Source organism: Qipengyuania xiapuensis (assembly GCF_019711395.1).
GTDB classification, from domain to species: domain Bacteria; phylum Pseudomonadota; class Alphaproteobacteria; order Sphingomonadales; family Sphingomonadaceae; genus Qipengyuania; species Qipengyuania xiapuensis.
Genome location: NZ_JAIGNL010000001.1, coordinates 943,380 through 959,958 on the forward strand (window position 1 = coordinate 943,380; position 16,579 = coordinate 959,958).

18 protein-coding genes are annotated in these 16,579 nt (G+C 65.3%); 3 read left to right on the forward strand and 15 right to left on the reverse strand.

Features of this window, described 5'->3' with window-relative positions; translation table 11 throughout:
• Positions 1 to 20: 20 nt before the first annotated feature.
• Positions 21 to 1,826: a DEAD/DEAH box helicase gene (locus tag K3163_RS04775; protein WP_221553031.1), complete on the reverse strand. Its 1,806-nt coding sequence runs from the start codon at positions 1,824 to 1,826 to the stop codon at positions 21 to 23.
• Between the two features lie 181 nt (positions 1,827 to 2,007).
• Positions 2,008 to 3,174: a glutathionylspermidine synthase family protein gene (locus K3163_RS04780; protein WP_221553033.1), complete on the reverse strand. Its 1,167-nt coding sequence runs from the start codon at positions 3,172 to 3,174 to the stop codon at positions 2,008 to 2,010.
• An 85-nt stretch (positions 3,175 to 3,259) separates the two neighbouring features.
• Here K3163_RS04780 and K3163_RS04785 point away from each other — a divergent pair, with 85 nt between their 5' ends.
• Positions 3,260 to 3,928 (forward strand): DUF1190 domain-containing protein, encoded by a 669-nt coding sequence (locus K3163_RS04785; RefSeq protein WP_221553036.1) that lies wholly within the window; start codon positions 3,260 to 3,262, stop codon positions 3,926 to 3,928.
• A 12-nt stretch (positions 3,929 to 3,940) separates the two neighbouring features.
• Here K3163_RS04785 and K3163_RS04790 read toward each other — a convergent pair whose 3' ends face one another.
• From K3163_RS04790 to hisG, 6 genes are all read right to left on the reverse strand, one after another.
• Positions 3,941 to 4,837 (reverse strand): acyl-CoA thioesterase, encoded by an 897-nt coding sequence (locus K3163_RS04790; RefSeq protein WP_221553046.1) that lies wholly within the window; start codon positions 4,835 to 4,837, stop codon positions 3,941 to 3,943.
• 93 nt (positions 4,838 to 4,930) lie between these two features.
• Positions 4,931 to 7,030 (reverse strand): sodium-translocating pyrophosphatase, encoded by a 2,100-nt coding sequence (locus K3163_RS04795; protein WP_221428960.1) that lies wholly within the window; start codon positions 7,028 to 7,030, stop codon positions 4,931 to 4,933.
• Between the two features lie 151 nt (positions 7,031 to 7,181).
• Positions 7,182 to 8,045: a thiamine-phosphate kinase gene (thiL, locus tag K3163_RS04800; protein ID WP_282098296.1), complete on the reverse strand. Its 864-nt coding sequence runs from the start codon at positions 8,043 to 8,045 to the stop codon at positions 7,182 to 7,184.
• A complete protein-coding gene (gene nusB / locus K3163_RS04805) occupies positions 8,042 to 8,494 on the reverse strand; it encodes a transcription antitermination factor NusB (RefSeq protein ID WP_221553051.1) in 453 nt (150 codons plus the stop codon). Before nusB ends, thiL begins: the two co-directional genes overlap by 4 nt.
• The gene (hisD, locus tag K3163_RS04810) at positions 8,491 to 9,780 is read right to left on the reverse strand and encodes a histidinol dehydrogenase (RefSeq protein ID WP_221428958.1); all 1,290 of its coding nucleotides are present in this window, start codon (positions 9,778 to 9,780) and stop codon (positions 8,491 to 8,493) included. Before hisD ends, nusB begins: the two co-directional genes overlap by 4 nt.
• Positions 9,780 to 10,433, reverse strand: a complete 654-nt coding sequence (hisG, locus tag K3163_RS04815; RefSeq protein ID WP_221428957.1) for an ATP phosphoribosyltransferase — start codon at positions 10,431 to 10,433, stop codon at positions 9,780 to 9,782. Before hisG ends, hisD begins: the two co-directional genes overlap by 1 nt.
• A 60-nt stretch (positions 10,434 to 10,493) precedes the next feature.
• Here hisG and K3163_RS04820 point away from each other — a divergent pair, with 60 nt between their 5' ends.
• The gene (locus K3163_RS04820; RefSeq protein WP_247712462.1) at positions 10,494 to 11,543 is read left to right on the forward strand and encodes a DUF2332 domain-containing protein; all 1,050 of its coding nucleotides are present in this window, start codon (positions 10,494 to 10,496) and stop codon (positions 11,541 to 11,543) included.
• Here K3163_RS04820 and K3163_RS04825 read toward each other — a convergent pair.
• Genes K3163_RS04825 through K3163_RS04840 form a run of 4 tightly spaced genes read right to left on the reverse strand, consistent with a single transcriptional unit; the run spans position 11,540 to position 14,451 of the window.
• Positions 11,540 to 12,436, reverse strand: coding sequence for an alpha/beta fold hydrolase (locus K3163_RS04825; RefSeq protein ID WP_221553063.1), 897 nt, complete (start codon positions 12,434 to 12,436; stop codon positions 11,540 to 11,542). The genes K3163_RS04820 and K3163_RS04825 overlap by 4 nt on opposite strands.
• Positions 12,436 to 13,251, reverse strand: coding sequence for an SDR family NAD(P)-dependent oxidoreductase (locus K3163_RS04830; RefSeq protein WP_221553073.1), 816 nt, complete (start codon positions 13,249 to 13,251; stop codon positions 12,436 to 12,438). The genes K3163_RS04825 and K3163_RS04830 overlap by 1 nt, the downstream gene beginning before the upstream one ends.
• A gap of 23 nt (positions 13,252 to 13,274) precedes the next feature.
• Positions 13,275 to 14,165: a pirin family protein gene (locus K3163_RS04835; RefSeq protein ID WP_221553075.1), complete on the reverse strand. Its 891-nt coding sequence runs from the start codon at positions 14,163 to 14,165 to the stop codon at positions 13,275 to 13,277.
• Positions 14,166 to 14,178: 13 nt separating this feature from the next.
• Complete coding sequence (locus K3163_RS04840; protein WP_221428952.1) at positions 14,179 to 14,451, reverse strand: BolA family protein; 273 nt, start codon at positions 14,449 to 14,451, stop codon at positions 14,179 to 14,181.
• A 59-nt stretch (positions 14,452 to 14,510) separates the two neighbouring features.
• Between K3163_RS04840 and K3163_RS04845 the strand changes: the two genes are divergently transcribed.
• Positions 14,511 to 15,101, forward strand: coding sequence for a J domain-containing protein (locus K3163_RS04845; protein ID WP_221428951.1), 591 nt, complete (start codon positions 14,511 to 14,513; stop codon positions 15,099 to 15,101).
• Here K3163_RS04845 and K3163_RS04850 read toward each other — a convergent pair.
• From K3163_RS04850 to K3163_RS04860, 3 genes are read right to left on the reverse strand one after another with little or no spacing between them, the layout of a single operon-like run.
• Positions 15,098 to 15,580 (reverse strand): VOC family protein, encoded by a 483-nt coding sequence (locus tag K3163_RS04850; protein WP_221553077.1) that lies wholly within the window; start codon positions 15,578 to 15,580, stop codon positions 15,098 to 15,100. The two genes, K3163_RS04845 and K3163_RS04850, sit on opposite strands and share 4 nt — an antisense overlap.
• Complete coding sequence (locus K3163_RS04855) at positions 15,573 to 16,208, reverse strand: glutathione S-transferase family protein (protein ID WP_221553079.1); 636 nt, start codon at positions 16,206 to 16,208, stop codon at positions 15,573 to 15,575. The genes K3163_RS04850 and K3163_RS04855 overlap by 8 nt, the downstream gene beginning before the upstream one ends.
• Positions 16,208 to 16,567 carry a DUF1428 domain-containing protein gene (locus tag K3163_RS04860; protein ID WP_221553081.1) on the reverse strand — a complete coding sequence of 120 codons (360 nt, stop codon included), beginning with the start codon at positions 16,565 to 16,567 and terminating at the stop codon, positions 16,208 to 16,210. Before K3163_RS04860 ends, K3163_RS04855 begins: the two co-directional genes overlap by 1 nt.
• Positions 16,568 to 16,579: the final 12 nt, after the last annotated feature.

Consider the following 16,579-nt stretch of genomic DNA (forward strand, 5'->3'; position numbering starts at 1 on the left):
CCCGCAAGCCGGCGCGCTTCCTACTTGCGGTTCTTCGGAGCCTTGGCGGCCGGCTTGCGCTTGCCGGCGAACTTCTGGCCGCCCGGCTTCTTGCCGCCGAACTTGCCCGCCTTGTGCGGCGGCTTGCCACCCTTCTTGTGCGGGCCCTTGGCGAAGGGCTTGGGGCGCACCGGACCATCGCCGCGCATGGCGCGGTTGCGGCGCGCCTCGATGCGCGGACCCTCGGGTGCCTCTTCGATCAGGATCGCATCCTGCTCGTCTTCCTGCGACGCCGTGCGGGCGACCGCCTCGGCGAATTTGGACGCAACAGCCGTGGGGACCTGGAACCAGGTCTCGAACTGGCCGACGCGGATAGCGCCGATCTCGTTGCGCGTGATGTGCCCGCGGCGGCAGAGCAGCGGCAGGATCCAGCGCGGTTCGGCGTTCTGGCGGCGGCCGACACCGATCTTGAACCAGACCACGTCCTCGAAACCGGGGCGATGGCGATCGGCCTTGGCCTTGTCGCGTGCCTCCGGCGTATTCGGGATGAGCTCCTCGGGCTGCGGCATCTTCGCGCGATGCGACTGCACCAGCGCCGCCGCGATGTCTTCCGCCGAGCGCTTTTCCATCAGTTCGCGGGCCAGCTCGCGGTCGTAATCGTCAAACTCGACCGGCGCGGTGAGCGTCTCCATAAGGCGCGAGCGATCCTTCGCGCGGATCTGCTCGGGCGTGGGCGCGTCCATCCACTCGGCTTCGATCTTCGCGCCGCGCAGCATGCCTTCGACACGGCGACGGCGGTTGTAGGGCACGATGATCGCCGCCGTTCCCTTCTTGCCTGCGCGTCCGGTGCGGCCCGAGCGGTGCTGGAGCGTCTCCGCATCGCGCGGAATCTCGACATGGATGACGAGGCTCAGCGTCGGCAGGTCGATCCCGCGTGCGGCGACATCGGTGGCGACGCAAACGCGCGCGCGCCGGTCACGCAGGGCCTGCAGCGCCTGGTTGCGCTCGCTCTGCGAATGCTCACCCGAAAGCGCCACGACGGCGAAGCCACGTTCCTGCAGCGTTGCATGGAAGCGGCGGACATTGTCGCGCGTCGCGCAGAACAGGATCGCCGTCTCCGCCTCGTGATAGCGCAGCAGGTTGACCACCGCGTGCTCGACCTCGGCGGGCGAGACGGTGATCGCCTGGTAGCTGATATCGCCATGCCCGCGGTCCTCGCCGACGAGGCTGAGGCGCAGCGCGTCGCTCTGGTAGCGTTCGGCCAGACGCACGATCGGGCGCGGCATGGTGGCCGAGAACAGCAGCGTGCGGCGGCTTTCGGGCGTTGCGTCGAGGATCTCTTCGAGGTCCTCGCGGAATCCCATGTCGAGCATCTCGTCAGCCTCGTCGAGCACCACGCCCGCGAGACCCGACAGGTCCAGCGCGCCGCGCTCGAGATGGTCGCGCAGGCGCCCCGGCGTACCGACGACGATGGCAGGGCCCGCGCGCAGCGCACGGCGTTCCTTGCTCGCGTCCATCCCGCCGACACAGGTCGCAATGCGCAGGCCGGCACCCGCATAGAGCCAGCCGAGCTCGCGGCTGACCTGCAGCGCAAGCTCGCGCGTCGGTGCGATGACGAGGAGCAACGGGCTTTCGACCAGCGCGAGGCTGGCAGTCTCGGCTAACAGCGTTTCGGCCATGGCGAGGCCGAAGGCGACGGTCTTGCCCGAGCCGGTCTGCGCCGAGACGATCAGGTCGCGGCCATGCGCCTCGGGCTCGATGACGGCGGCCTGGACCGGGGTGAGGGCGGTATAGCCGCGCGCGGAAAGGGCATCGGCGATGACCGGCGGCAGGGTTTCGAAAGACATTCTGGCTCGCAATACGAATAGGCGCCGCAGCGAAACGCGCCGCGGGGCAGGAAACAGGGCATGGATGAGGCCGCTCGTAACGGCAGCAAACGGCCGGCGCGTCCGATGTTCGGCTCCCACGCGACCTTGGTTGAGCGCGCCCCTACACGAGTGGGAGGGGTTTGGCTTGTGTTATTTTACCTCACCCCAGGATCACATGCGGCAGGTACCGCGCGAGGTCCCTCGTGATGGGGCTGGCGTCCTCGCGGATCGACATGGCGACCGCCTCGTCGCCCACGATCCAGCTGCCGATCACCGCGTGGTTCTCGCCCGAGCGGGCGAGCGGGGCGAAGGCCTGGACGATCGCGCCTTCCTCGCCGTAGCCCTCGTCGGGGCCGCGGTGGCGGCGCTCGCCGTCGTAGAGCGAGATATCGGCGCCTTCGCGGCTGAAGAAGGGCTTGCGTACATGGGGCCCGCGCGACAGGTCGCGGCCTTCGGGTGCATATTCGAAGAAAGTCGGTAGCAGGTTGGGATGGCCCTCGTTGCGCTCCCACAGGAGGGGGAGCATCGCCTTGTTCGAGAGGATTGCCTTCCATGCGGGCTCGATGAACAGCGTCTCGCTGCCGGCGACATGTGCGGCGAAGCTCTCGCGCAGCATGTCTTCCCACGGGTAGAGCTTGAACAGGGCGCCGATGCGGTAGCCTTCCTGGTCGACGAAGCGCCCGTCGTCGGTGACGCCGATCGAGGAGATGTCGAGGAAGCGGGTCTCCATGCCTGCCTGTCCGGCGAGGTCTTCGAGATAGGCGACCGTCGCGCGGTCCTCGATGTGGTCCTCCACGGCGGAGAAGTGCAGCAGGCTTCCGGCTTCGAGGATCGCTCCGAAACGCTCGATCAGGGCCTCGTGCAACCGGTTGAACTGGTCGGCTTCCTGCGGAAGGCGGCCGAGTGCGATCATGTCTTCCAGCCAGCCCCACTGGAAGAAGGCGGTTTCGTAGATGCTGGTGGGCGTGTCGGCGTTGAATTCCAGCAGCTTGGCGGGGCCGGAGCCGTCATAGGCGAAATCGAAGCGGCCGTAGAGCGAGGGGTCGCCGTCGCGCCAGCTGGTCGCCACGACATCGCGCATGGCTTCGGGAATGGCGAGCCGCTCCATCAGCTCCTGGCTCTCGCAGACCTCGTCCACGAGCTGGAGGCACAGGGCGTAGAGTTCGGTCGAGGGGTCCTCGATCTGGTTTTCCACCTCCTCCAGCGTGAACTGCCAGCAGGCGCGTTCGTCCCAGTAGAGATCGCCGTCGACATGGTGAAAAACGAAACCGTTGGCGCGCGCTGTTTCCTGCCAGTCCGGCCGTTCTTCGACTGTTTTCCTGAGCATTCTAGAAACCGCGCCCCCTTCGAAAAGAATTTGTCAGGACTTTTCCTGTAACGCCATAGACATAACGGGAAATCGGGGACTTCCAATGACGAATTCGGCAATTACTTCGCAGCGGCGCAAGCGGTCGGGCAGGGTTGCACTGACGACCATGGCTGCCATCGGCGGCGGCGCAATGCTGTCGGGCTGCGGCGAGGCTTCGGCCGAGCAAGCCAAGGCGCCGGTGCAGGTTGCGAATGCCGAGACCGGACAGGAAGTGCAGGTCTTCGAGAACGTCTTCGCCTGCGCCAAGGAAACCGGCCTCAGCCGCGAGGAATGCGCCGAGATGCGCGAGGAAGCCGTCGAGGTCGCCAAGGAAGAAGCACCGCGTTTCGAGGCGCTGGCCGATTGCGAAGCGCAGTACGGCGAGGGCAAGTGCGTCGAGGAAACCGGCAGCGAACAGCAGACTGCCCGCCGCAGCCACTTCTCGCCCTTCGTCACCGCGTTCCTGTGGAGCAAGACGATGTCGCGCCCCGTTCCGGCCTTTTCGGCGCCGGGTGGCGGTTACCAGACCGGCCGCGGCGTGCGTCTCGGCTATGCCGGTGCGCCGGGCAAATATTATGCGGGCGCACGCGCATTCGAAAAGCCGCGCAGCATCCCCAAGGTCAAGGCTGCCTCGGCAATGGCGAAATCAGCAGGTTTCGGCGAAAAGAGCCGCGGCTGGAATCTCAACAGCCGCTCGGGCCGTACCGCCACCGCGTCCAGCCGCGGCGGCTGATGAGGCGGGCGCCTAGTCGCGCCGCGCTTTCCTGACGACACCTTCCTGCGCGACGCTGGCGACCAGTTCGCCTGCGCGATTGAATATCCGTCCGCGATTGAAGCCGCGTCCGGCGCCCGACCAAGGGCTGTCGGTGGCGTAGAGCAGCCATTCGTCTGCGCGCGCGGGACGATGGAACCAGAGGGCATGGTCGAGGCTCGCCCCCTTCAACTCGCCCCGGGCCCAGCTGAGGCCGTGGGGCAGTGCGGAAGTGCCTAGGAGCGTGAAGTCGCTGGCGTAGGCAATGACCGCGCGGTGCAGTGCCGGATCGTCCGGCAGCGGCGCGGCGGCCTTGAACCAGCTGTGCGCACGCGGCGGCTTCTTGTCTGCATTCATCCAGTGGAGCTTGCCGCTGGTGCGCATTTCGATCGGGCGCGGACGGGTCATAAGCTTGCGCTGGACCTCCGAGACTTCGCCCATCTCTTCGAGGAATTTCTTGCGCATCTCCATGTCGGAGGGGAGGTCCTCGGGATCGGGGACTTCGGGCATCGGGCTGTCGTCGTGCTCGAGCCCCTCTTCCGGTTTCTGGAAACTGGCGGTGAGGTTGAGGATCGGAGTGCCCTCTTGCCGTGCGACGACGCGGCGGTTGGCAAAGCTGCGACCATCGAAATCGGCGGCAACCGAATAGTCTATATCGACGCCTTCGCGCCCGCCGCGCAGGAAATAGGCATGAAGCGAATGAGCCTCCATTCCCTCGGGCGCGCTGGCCTGCGCGGACTGGAGCGCCTGCGCGATGACCTGCCCGCCGAAGACGCGGCCGATGCCGCCGGGCTGCTGGTTGCCGGTATAGGCATTTTCGCCTGCGGGGGCGACGGTCAGCAGGCGGACGAGGCCTGCAACGAGCTGTTCGGGGGTCTTGCTGTCACTCACGCTTCAGGCTGTGCGTGCGCTTTACGTGAGGGTCAAGAAAAAGGCGGCGACACCGAAGTGCCGCCGCCCTTTGAAGCGCTATGATCGAAGTGATCAGCCAGCCGCGAGAGCTGCAAGGAGCAGCAGCGCGACGATGTTGGTGATCTTGATCATCGGGTTCACGGCCGGTCCTGCGGTGTCCTTGTAAGGATCGCCCACGGTGTCGCCAGTGACGGCAGCCTTGTGGGCTTCCGAGCCCTTGCCGCCGTGGTTACCGTCTTCGATGTACTTCTTCGCATTGTCCCATGCACCGCCACCAGCGGTCATCGAGAGTGCGACGAAGATACCGCCGATGATCACGCCGAGCAGCAGTGCACCCACGGCTGCAAAGCCTTCGGCCTGGCTGCCGGTAGCCCAGAGGATCGCGAAATAGACCACGATCGGGGCAAGCACCGGAAGCAGCGAAGGAACGATCATTTCCTTGATCGCGGCCTTGGTGACGAGGTCCACCGTCTTGGCATAGTTCGGCTTGCTGGTACCGGCCATGATGCCTGCATCGGCTGCGAACTGTTCGCGCACGTCGACGACCACGTCGCCGGCCGCACGGCCCACGGCGGTCATGCCCATCGCACCGAAGAGGTACGGGAGCAGTGCGCCGAGCAGCAGGCCGACGATCACATACGGGTTCTCGAGGCTGAAGTTGACTTCCGTATCGGGGAAGAATTCGGCCAGGTCTGCCGTGTAGGCAGCGAAGAGAACCAGTGCGCCGAGGCCTGCCGAACCGATGGCATAGCCCTTGGTCACGGCCTTAGTGGTGTTGCCCACAGCGTCGAGCAGGTCGGTCTTTTCACGAACGCTGTCGTCGAGACCGGCCATTTCGGCGATGCCGCCTGCGTTGTCCGTCACCGGACCGTAAGCGTCGAGCGCCACGACCATGCCTGCCAGGGCCAGCATTGCGGTGGCTGCATAGGCGATGCCCATGAGGCCTGCGAGCTGGTAGGTGGCGATGATGCCGGCAACGATGACGATCGTCGGCAGCGCGGTCGATTCAAGGCTGATTGCGAGACCCTGGATCACATTGGTGCCGTGGCCCGTTTCCGAGCTCTTGGCGATCGAGCGGACCGGACGATAGTTCGTGCCGGTGTAGTACTCGGTGATCCAGATGATCAGGCCGGTGATCGCAAGACCGATCAGCGAGCAGTAGAACAGCATGCGACCGCTGAACTCGGTGCCCGGGATGGTCGTGGTCATGCTGCCGAGCGCGTAGTCGGCGACGAACCAGATCAGCGGGATTGCGAGCACGGCCGAAACAAGGAAGCCCTTGTACATGGCGCCCATCACGTTCGTGCCGCCCTTGCCGAGCTTCACGAAGTAGGTGCCGATGATGCTGGTCACGATGCACGCGCCGCCGATCAGCAGCGGGAGCGTCATCATCGGCATCAGCAGGTCACCCAGCGCTTCGCCGAAGAGCAGCGCGGTGAGGACCATGGTTGCACCGACGGTCACGACGTAGGTTTCGAACAGGTCGGCAGCCATGCCGGCACAGTCGCCCACGTTGTCGCCCACGTTGTCGGCGATCACGGCAGGGTTGCGCGGATCGTCTTCGGGGATGCCCGCTTCGACCTTGCCGACGAGGTCGGCGCCGACGTCTGCAGCCTTCGTGAAGATACCGCCGCCCAGACGCGCGAAGATCGAGATCAGCGAGGCACCGAAGGCGAGGCCGACGAGACCGTCGATCACTTCACGGCTGTTGGCAGCGTGTCCGGCGGGGCCGGTCAGGTACCAGAAGAAGACGGCGATCGCGAGGAGCGCGAGGCCTGCCACGAGCATGCCAGTGATGGCGCCTGCGCGGAACGCGAGGGTCAGGCCCTGCTGCAGTCCGCTCTGCGCGGCAGCAGCCGTACGCACGTTCGAGCGCACCGAGATGTTCATCCCGATGAAGCCGGCCACGCCTGAAAGGATCGCGCCGATGACGAAGCCGATGACCGGAATGATGCCGAGGAATACGCCGACCAGCACGGCGACGACGACGCCGACCATGCCGATAGTGGTGTATTGACGCTTCAGGTAGGCCTGCGCGCCTTCCTGGATGGCGCCGGCGATTTCCTGCATTTTCTCATTGCCCGCGCCCGAACTGAGCACCTGGCGGCTGGTGACGAAGCCGTAAATTACGGCAAGCAGTCCCAACCCTATGGATAGGATTACAAGGTCCACGAAAAACTCCCCTCCCGTTTATATGTTTGATGCGCTCGGCATGGGAGATGCCGGGCGCATATGTGGCGGAGAGGTATAAAGGGCATGCATACGCTTGCAAGGGGTCAAAGACGCAAGAATCTGCGCTTATCGACGCCTCATTCGGCAGCAATCAGTGCGTGTAGCCGATATCGCCTTCGGGCGGGCTGCCGTCGAGAAGCAGCGGCTCAGCGGCGGAAGCATCGACTTTGCCGATCCTCGTGAGGGGGAACCGCTCGCCAAGACCCTCCGGTCCGGTGCACAGCAGTACATAGTCATCGCCCCAGCGCATGGCGTCTTCGAGCCGGCCTTCCGGTGCGAGCGGCAGGACCAAATTCCGATCGAGCGACAGCGTCACATTGCTTGCACCCGCGATACGCGAGGCATCGAGGAGCAGGCCGTCGGAAACGTCCATCATCGCGGAAACATGCGGGGCGAGGTCCTGTCCGAGGCGGAGTTGCGGGACCGGCCTGCGATAGTGCGTGTCGTCGGCCTCGGTATCGTCGCGCAGGGCCTCGTAACCGAGCATCGCCCTGCCGATCGGGCCGCCAAGATAGACCGCATCTCCCGGTTTGGCGCCGCTGCGCGCAGGTACGGGATCGTGCGATGCGCGGCCGATTGCGGTGCAACCCCAGCTACGCGGGCCATCGCCGCGAACGGTGTCCCCGCCCAGCAACGCAACTCCAAACTCGCCGAGCACCTCTTCGAGGCCCTTCACGAAGCGGTGATCATCGGTCCCGAGCATGTGCGAGATGAGCACGCCGATCGGCTTGGCGCCTTTCGCAGCGAGGTCGGACAGGTTCACCGCGACGAGTTTCCACGCGATGTCAGCCGGGTCCTGTCCCTCGAGGACATGGACGCCCTCGATCATAGTGTCGTGGGTCAGGACGAGCTTGTCGCCGCCGAAATCGAGGACGGCGGCATCGTCATCCAAGCCGCGCGCGGCGGGATCACTGGCCAGCGCGCGCAACGCCGCAATGAAATCGCGCTCGTTCAGCGCCCCGCCTCTTTGGCGACCGCATCGAGGATGCCGTTGACGAACTTCGCCTCGCGGTCGTCGAAGAAGGCCTTGGCGACGTCGACATATTCGCTGATGGCGGCGGCTTTCGGCACGTCGGCACGGGCAATGAGCTCGTAAGCGCCTGCGCGAAGGATCTGCAGCATGGTCTTGTCGAGACGGGCCAGCGTCCAGCCCGAGGCAAGGCGCGCGGTCAGGAGATCGTCGATCTCCTCGCGGCGGGCATCGACGCCCTTCACGACATCATCGAAGAAATCGACGTCGGCCTCGGCGTATTCCTCTTCCTCGATCACCTGGCCGAGACGGTGCTGGTGGAATTCGTCGAGCAGGCGTGCGGTCGCGGTGCCTTCCATCTGCTGCTGGTAGAGTGCCTGCACGGCGCCGAGACGGGCGGCGCTACGGGCCTGGGTACGCGGGTTCTGGCTCACGAAAGCCTCCTGGAAATCGAAAGGGCGTGCGCCGGGAGGCCCTCGGCCTCGGCGAGGCGCACGGCGGCAGGCCCGATGGCCTTGAGTGCATCGTCGGATGCACCGATGAAGCTGGTGCGCTTCATGAAGTCGAGCACCGAAAGGCCGCTTGCAAAGCGCGCGCGTCGGCCGGTGGGTAGGACGTGGTTGGGACCAGCAATATAGTCGCCGACGGCTTCGGGCGTCATCCGGCCCAGGAATACGCTGCCCGCATGCCGCAGCTTGGCGAAGATTGCCTCGGGGTCGGCGGTCGCGATCTCGACGTGTTCAGCAGCGAGACGGTCCGAAAGGGCGGGAGCTTCGTCGAGGCTGTCGACGATCACGATCAGCCCGTGGTCGTCCCAGCTGGCCTTGGCGGTCTTGGCCGTCGGCAGCTTGAGGAATTCGAGATCGATCGCGTCCTCGACCTGCGCGGCGAAACCGGCATCGTCGGTGATCAGGATCGACTGGCTCGTCGGATCGTGCTCGGCCTGGCTGAGCAGGTCGGCAGCAATCCATTCCGAATTGTTGTCCTTGTCGGCAATGACGAGGATCTCGCTGGGTCCGGCCACCATGTCGATGCCGACGACGCCATAGAGCTGGCGCTTGGCCTCTGCGACCCAGGCATTGCCAGGACCCGTCACGACATCGACGCGCTTGATGCGTTCGGTGCCATAGGCGAGCGCGGCGATCGCCTGCGCCCCGCCGACACGCCAGATCTCGTCCACGCTCGCGACATGCGCTGCGGCGAGCACGAGGTCGTTGGCTTCGCCGCCGGGTGTCGGGGTCGTGACCACGAGGCGCTCAACGCCTGCAACCTTTGCCGGGATCGCGTTCATAAGCAGCGAGGAAGGATAGGCCGCACGGCCGCCGGGCACATAGAGGCCTGCCGCCTCGACCGCGCTCCAGCGGGCACCGAGGCGCATGCCGATTTCGTCGGTATAATCGCGGTCCTGCGGAAGCTGGCCCTCGTGATAGGCGCGGATACGGGCAGCTGCTGTCTCGAGCGCCTCGCGCAGTTCGGTATCGAGGCGATCATAGGCCGCCTTGCAGGCTTCCTTCGAGATGCCCCAGTCCTCGTCGGAGGAGAGGTTGTGCTGATCGAAGCGCGTGGTGAACTCCACCAGCGCCTTGTCACCGCGCTCGCGCACTTCGTTGAGGATGGTGGCGACATCGCGTCCGACCTGAGCATCGCTTTCGCGGCGGTCGCGCACGATACGGGCGAACTTCGATTCGAAATCGGCGTCGCTGGTTCGCAGCTTCAGCATCAGGCGGCGCTCCGCTTTTCGCTGTCGGCGCGGAAGGCCTCGACCAGCGCTGCGACGCGCGGATCGGTCTTCAGCGCGGCGCGGTTCACGATCAGCCGGGCGGTAATGTCGAGGATATGGCTCGTCTCGACGAGGCCGTTCTCCTTGAGCGTACGACCGCTCGAAACAAGGTCGACGATCCTGCCCGCGAGCCCGAGTTCGGGCGCGATTTCCATCGCCCCGTTGAGCTTCACGCACTCGGCCTGAATGCCCTGCCGCTCGAAGTGGCGGCGGGTGAGGTTCGGATATTTGGTCGCAACGCGCAGGTGGCTTGCGCCATTGGTGGTCTTTGCGCCCGCCGGCTCGGCGACGGCAAGGTGGCAGTGACCGATGTCCAGATCGACCGGTGCGTAAAGGTCGGCGTAGTCGAATTCCTCGATCACGTCCGATCCCACGATGCCGAGCTGTGCGGCACCGTGCGCCACGAAGGTGGCAACGTCGAAGGCGCGCACGCGGATGAGGCGCATGTCGTCGCGCGTCGTGCCGAAGGTCAACGAGCGGTTCGCCTTGTCGTGAAACGCATCTTCCGGCACGACGCCGGCACGCGCCATCACGGGCAACGCTTCCTCGAGGATGCGGCCCTTCGGGATGGCAAAGGTCAGGCAATCGGTCATGGCGTGCGCAGATAGGGATACGCGCGGGAAAGGGCAACGGATATGGCAGCAGGCGCGGTGATGGATATCGTTTCAGTCCCGGAAGCCATCGAATGGCAGGCGCGTCATGCGGAAAATGCGGGGGCGCGGGGGACCGCCCAGGTCGTTCGCGGCCTGCTGGCACTGGAGGACAGCGAGGCTGCCACGGCGCGCAGGATTTTCAACTGGCAGGGCCTGTCCCTGCGCGATGCCATGCCTCTGCGGATTGCCGGTGGCATCCATAACCTGCTGCTGACGGGTGAGGAGCCGCGCCTCGAGGACGTCTACGCGGGCCGCATGCCGGCGCAGGATGACGTCGACGCGCTGATCCGCGAGCTCATTGAGACACACGATGCACGGCTCATGCCGTGGCTCGACGGACCGCCGCAAACGAACGAGGCGGGACGTTCGGCCAATTTCGCGGCCGCCCTGCTATGGCTGGCAGACGGACGAACTACCGCGCAGTTCGAGTTTCTCGAAATCGGTGCCAGCGCGGGAATCAACACGATGATGGGCCGCTATCACTACGACCTCGGCGGCGTGACCACGGGGCCGGGCACCAGCAGGATGCAGATCGCACCGGAATGGCGAGGCTCCCCGCCTCCTGCCAGCGATATCGGTTTCGTCGATGCGCGGGGGAGCGACATCGCGCCTGTCGACCTGACCGATGAATCGCAGGCGCTACGACTCAAGAGCTACGTCTGGCCTGAAGCGACGGGCCGCATGGCGCGCATCGACGCTGCAATCGAGCTGGCGCAGCGCATGCCGCCTGAAATCGAGCGGATGGATGCTGCCGACTGGGTGGAGCAGGAGCTCGCTCGCGAGCAGGAAGACGGTGTCACCCGCGTGCTCGCGCATTCGATCATGTGGCAATACCTGCCCGATGCCACGCAGGAACGGATCGAGGCGGCGATGCAGGCGGCAGGCTCTGCCGCGACGAAGGAACGGCCCTTCGCGCACCTTTCGCTGGAGACCAATCGCGAGACCTTTGCCCACGAATTGAAGGTGCGCTTCTGGCCAGGCGGGGAAGAGACAGCGCACCTCGCCAATGCGCATCCGCACGGCGCGTGGATGGAGTGGCTCGGAGCCTAGCCGGTTTTCGCGAAGAAGGCGTCCATCGCCGCATTCACGGCCTCGGGCGCTTCCCAAGGCACGAAGTGCCCGCAATCGGGCACCTCGACGAGCGTGAGATCCTTCACGTGCTGGTCCAGTTCGGCCGTGTTCTCCGGGGGCAGGGCGAGGTCGTCCTGTGCCCAGATGACCAGCGTTGGAATGGTCAGTGGCGGGAATGGCGCGGGCGCCCAGCCATCGGGCACTTCGAAGGGCGCATCCATCGACGGGATGTCGATCGGGCTTGCGCGATACCAGTTGAGCATGGCGAAGGCGGCATCGCGGTCCTGCCAGTCCTCGAGTAGCTGCTCGCGCTCCTCTGGCTCCATCTTGTCCGGCGCGTCCCAGCGGATTTCCTGCGCGAGGATGCCGTAGAGACCCTGTTCGCGGACCAGCGCGTCGTTTGCAGGGTCGCGAAAGCCGCGCATGTACTGGCTCGCCTCGCGCTGGACGGGCGAGGTATAGAGCAGCTTCTGGAAGACCGCATGGTGCGGGGCATTCGCGACGATGGCGCGGGGAACGCGGCCCATCTGTTCGCCTGCCATCGCCACGCCCCAGGCGATCGCGCCGCCCCAGTCGTGCCCCGCGACAGTGAAGTCCTTCACCCCCAGCGCGTCGGCCAGGAGGAAGATGTCGCCGACAAGCTTGTCTGGCGTGTAATTGTCGACCCCCTCGGGCTTGGAAGAGCCGCGATAACCGCGCTGGTCGGGCGCGATGCAGCGGAAGCGATCGCTGAAATGCGCGATCTGGTGGCGCCATGTGCGGTGGCTTTCGGGAAAGCCGTGGAGGAAAATGATGGCGGGCGCATCCTTTGGCCCCACATCGACGGTGTCGAGTTCGATCCCGTTGGCGAGCGTGACGCGCTTCTGTTCCATCAGTCCTCCGCCTGCATTTTCTCCATGTAACCCGCCGCGACCATGCCCGCGACCTGGTCGAACAGCTGGTCGGGCGTGCGGCGCATCTCGCCCATCGCCTCTTCCATGCCGTCGGCCACGATGATCTCGCGCTGGTTGGCCTCGACCGCGTCGAGGATGCGCTTGGCAGCTTCGCCCGGCGGAATACCGTTGTCGATCACCTTGTCGCTGCGGCCGCGCTCCGAACCATCGCCGGTGAGGGCATTGCGGCTGACATTGGTGGCGACCGAGCCGGGGCAGATCACGTGCACGTCGATCCCGCTCTGCGAAAGCTCGCCCCGAAGTGCATCGGCATAGCCGATCAGCCCGTGCTTCGCCGCGCAATAGGCGGTGCGCATCGGCACGCCGACCTTGCCAGCGATCGATGAGATGAAGAGCAGTTTCCCGCTACCGCGCGCGGTCATGTGCGGGAGCAGTGCCTGCGTCGCCGCGATCTGTGCGGTGAGGTCCACGTCGATGATGTCGCGATAGACCTGCATCGCCGTGTCGACCGCGGGGCTGCGCTGCGAGATGCCGGCATTGGCGACAAAGATGTCGACGCCGTCCTTCCAACTCGTCGCTTCCTCCGTCGCCGCCTGCATTGCGTCTTCGTCACGCACGTCGAAGGGGAGGGTCTTGGTTTCGGTTTCGAGCCGGTTGGCGACTGCGCTCAACCGTCCTTCGTCGCGGCCGGAGAGGATAAGGTTCGCTCCGCGGCTTGCCCATTCCTGTGCGAGCGCCTCGCCGATGCCGGAGGAAGCCCCGGTGATCCATGCGGTCTTGCCTTCGAAACTCATTGTCCCTCCAATTCTCTATGTCGTCAGGGGGAGGTCACCGTCTTTGGCTGACCATCGGGCAGCGGGATGTACTCCTCGCTGTCGCCGGGGACCTTGGGAAAGCGCCCCTTGGCCCAGTCTTCCTTGGCCTGGTTGATACGTTCGCGGCGCGAGCTGACGAAGTTCCACCACGCATGGCGAGGCGTCTGGAAAGCCTCGCCGCCGAGCAGCATCACCCGCGCGCCGGTCTTGCTTTCCAGCGTCATGTCTCGGCCCGGCTGGAGGATGGCCAGTTCGTAGGGCTTGAGCGGATGACCATCGATCATCGCCTCGCCGCCAACCAGCATGACCGCACGCTCGTCGGCCTCCTCCTCGATGGGGATGGCACCGCCTGCGCCCAGAACGATCTCGGCATAGATGGTTTCGGCATAGGTCGTGGTGGGCGCGCGTTCGCCCCACAGTTCGCCCATGATCACGATGGCCTTTGCGCGGCCGTCCTCGACCACGGGAAGGTCGCTGACTGCTTCGAATGCCGGGTCGATCTCTTCTTTGCCATCGGGCAGGGCGAGCCATGTCTGCATGCCGTAGAGCTTCGGACCAGCCTTGCGCTCCGCTGCGGGCGAGCGCTCGGAATGCACGATGCCCTTGCCTGCGGTCATCAGGTTCACCTGTCCGGGCCGGATTGTCGAGAAGCTGCCGAGGCTGTCGCGGTGGTCGATCGCGCCTTCGAAAAGCCATGTGACCGTGGCGAGATTGATGTGCGGATGCGGGCGCACATCCATGCCGCTGAAGAGGTCGAGCTGCGCCGGGCCGAACTGGTCGACGAAGATGAAGGGGCCGACCATGGTGCGCTTCTTCGACGGCAGCACCCTTCTGACCTCGAACTGTCCGAGATCATGCGTCGTCGGCGTCAGCGTGAGGTCGATCTGGCTCATGGAATGCCCCTGTTCAACTGGTTGGCGCGGAAGCCTGGATGGCGAGGGCGTGGACGCGCTCGCCCGGAATGTCACCCAGCGCCTTGTTGACCATGCGCTGGCGGTCGAGCCTGCTCTTGTCGGCGAAGGCCGGGGCTTCGATCACGACGGTGAAATGCGATTCCCCGCTACCGTCGTCGCCCGAATGGCCTGCGTGCTTGGCGCTGTCGTTGATGACTTCGAGCCGCGTCGGTGCAAAAGCCGCGGTCAGAAGGCGTTCCATCTCTTGCTGGACCGGTCCTGACATACGCTCGAATCTCCCTTCGCCTCTTTCCATACAGGGTTTCGCACCCCATCCTAGAACGAATGCGCCAGTCAAAGTTTCACGGCAGATACGAAGATACCGGTCGACTCTGCGACCACCCGTCCTGCCAGGAGCCGGGAGAGTTCCGCGCGCCCGGAAGCGGGCACCGTTTCGACGGGCCGGGCGAATGGCGCTGGATGTGCCTTGAGCACGTGCGCGAGTTCAACGCCGGCTACGACTGGTTCGAGGGAATGAGCGCGGAGGAAATCCTCGATGCACAAGGCCCGGCGAGCGGCTGGCGCACCGAGAGCCCGAGCTTCCGGCCCACTGCGGGCGTCGACGGAATGCCGCGCTGGTCGGACTATGACGATCCGCTCGATGCGATCTCGGCGCGGGCGGCGGGCATCAAGAGCCGCGCCCAGCGCGAGGCCGAAATGGCGATGGACGGCCGCTACAGCCGCGAAGAGGCCGAGGCTCTCGAGGTCATGGGGCTGGGCAGCGACACCGATCGCCGCCGATTGAGGCGCCGCTATTCGGAGCTCGTCCGGCGCTACCACCCGGATCGCAACGGCGGCGACCGGCAGTACGAGACGCGCCTCAACAAGGTCGTCGAGGCCTACAACACGCTGCGTCAGTGCAGGGCGATCGCCTAGCCCGCGATAGCCTGCTCGATCGCCGCGTGGTCGATCTTCACCATCTGCTGCATCGCGCCGAAGACCCGGCCTTTGACTTCGGGATCCTCGTGGCCGAGCCCCTCCATCAGCACACGCGGGACAACCTGCCAGCGGATGCCGAAACGGTCCGTGAGCCAGCTGCACGCCATCGGCGAACCTGTTTCGCCTAGCAGCGCGTCCCAGTAGCGATCGGTCTCTTCCTGCGTCTCTGTGAAGACCTGCAAGGAGATGGCGTTGGTGAAGGTGTCGTCAGTGTTTCCGTTCATCGCCATGGCGGGCATGCCGAGCAGGGTCATGTCGAGCGTCAGCACATCGCCAGCCTTGCCGCCCGGCCAGTCGGTCGGAGAGCGGTTCACCGCGTGGATTTCGCTGTCGGGGAAGAGGTCGCAATAAAAGCGCGCGGCTTCCTCGGCGCCGTTCTCGAACCAGAGGCAAAGCGCCAGCTTGTCGTCAGCCATCCTTCTGTCCTTCCGCGATCAGCTGCATGTCGATGGCCTTCGCTTCCTTGTACGCAGGCCGGTCGCGAAAACGCGCGGCGTAATCCTCGAAGACGGCGCGTTTCGGGATCGATCCGAACTGAAGTCCCCAGTCGACCTGGCTGCCGACATAGACATCGGCCATGGTGAAGCGGTCACCGCAGACGAAGTCGCGGTCGGCAAGCAGCATGTCGAACGTGTCCATCGCCCGCTCGTAGCTGCCGAAACCGAGCATGCCCTGCTTCTGCGGATCGTCGACGCCCCAGCCCATGCTGCGCGCGACCACGGCCTGCTCGACAGGTCCGGCAGCAAAGAAGAGGCGGCGGAAGTAGGCGGCTTTCTCGTGCGCCTCGGGCAGTAGGCCAGCGTCGGGATGCATCTCTGCGAGGTAGTGGCAGATCGCCGCGGCCTCGGTCACGACATGAACGTGGTCGCCATGGTGATGGACCAGCGTGGGCACCTTGCCGAGTGGGTTTGCCTTCAGGAAAGCCTCGGACTTCGCCGCCCATTCGACCAGTTCGGTATCGTAGTCTGCCCCCACCTCGTGCAGCGCCCAGCGCGCGATCTGGCCGCGGCTCATCGGATTGGTGAAGAAGGTGTACTCGGCCATCAGTCCCTCCCGCTCGTGTAGAGGGGAGTGAAGCCGCCCCACATCATGCGCATGCCGTCGAACGGCATCTCGGTCATCTCCTCCATCCAGAAGGGATCGTTCTCCATCTTGGCATGGGCAGCGTCGGCGGTTTCCTTGTCGGGCCAGATCATCCAGCTGAAGACGATCTTCTCGCCCGGCTCCGCCTTGGTCGCCATGCGGAAATCGGTGACCTTGCCGTCAGTGATATCCTCTTCCCAGGCCTCGACGATTTCCGTCACGCCGTATTCGCGGAACTTCGCGCCGGCCTTTTCCGCCGTCGCGCGATAGGCTTCCTTGTTGCCTTCGGGGACCGCGATGAGAAATCCTTGAACATACATGGCTGCTCTCCT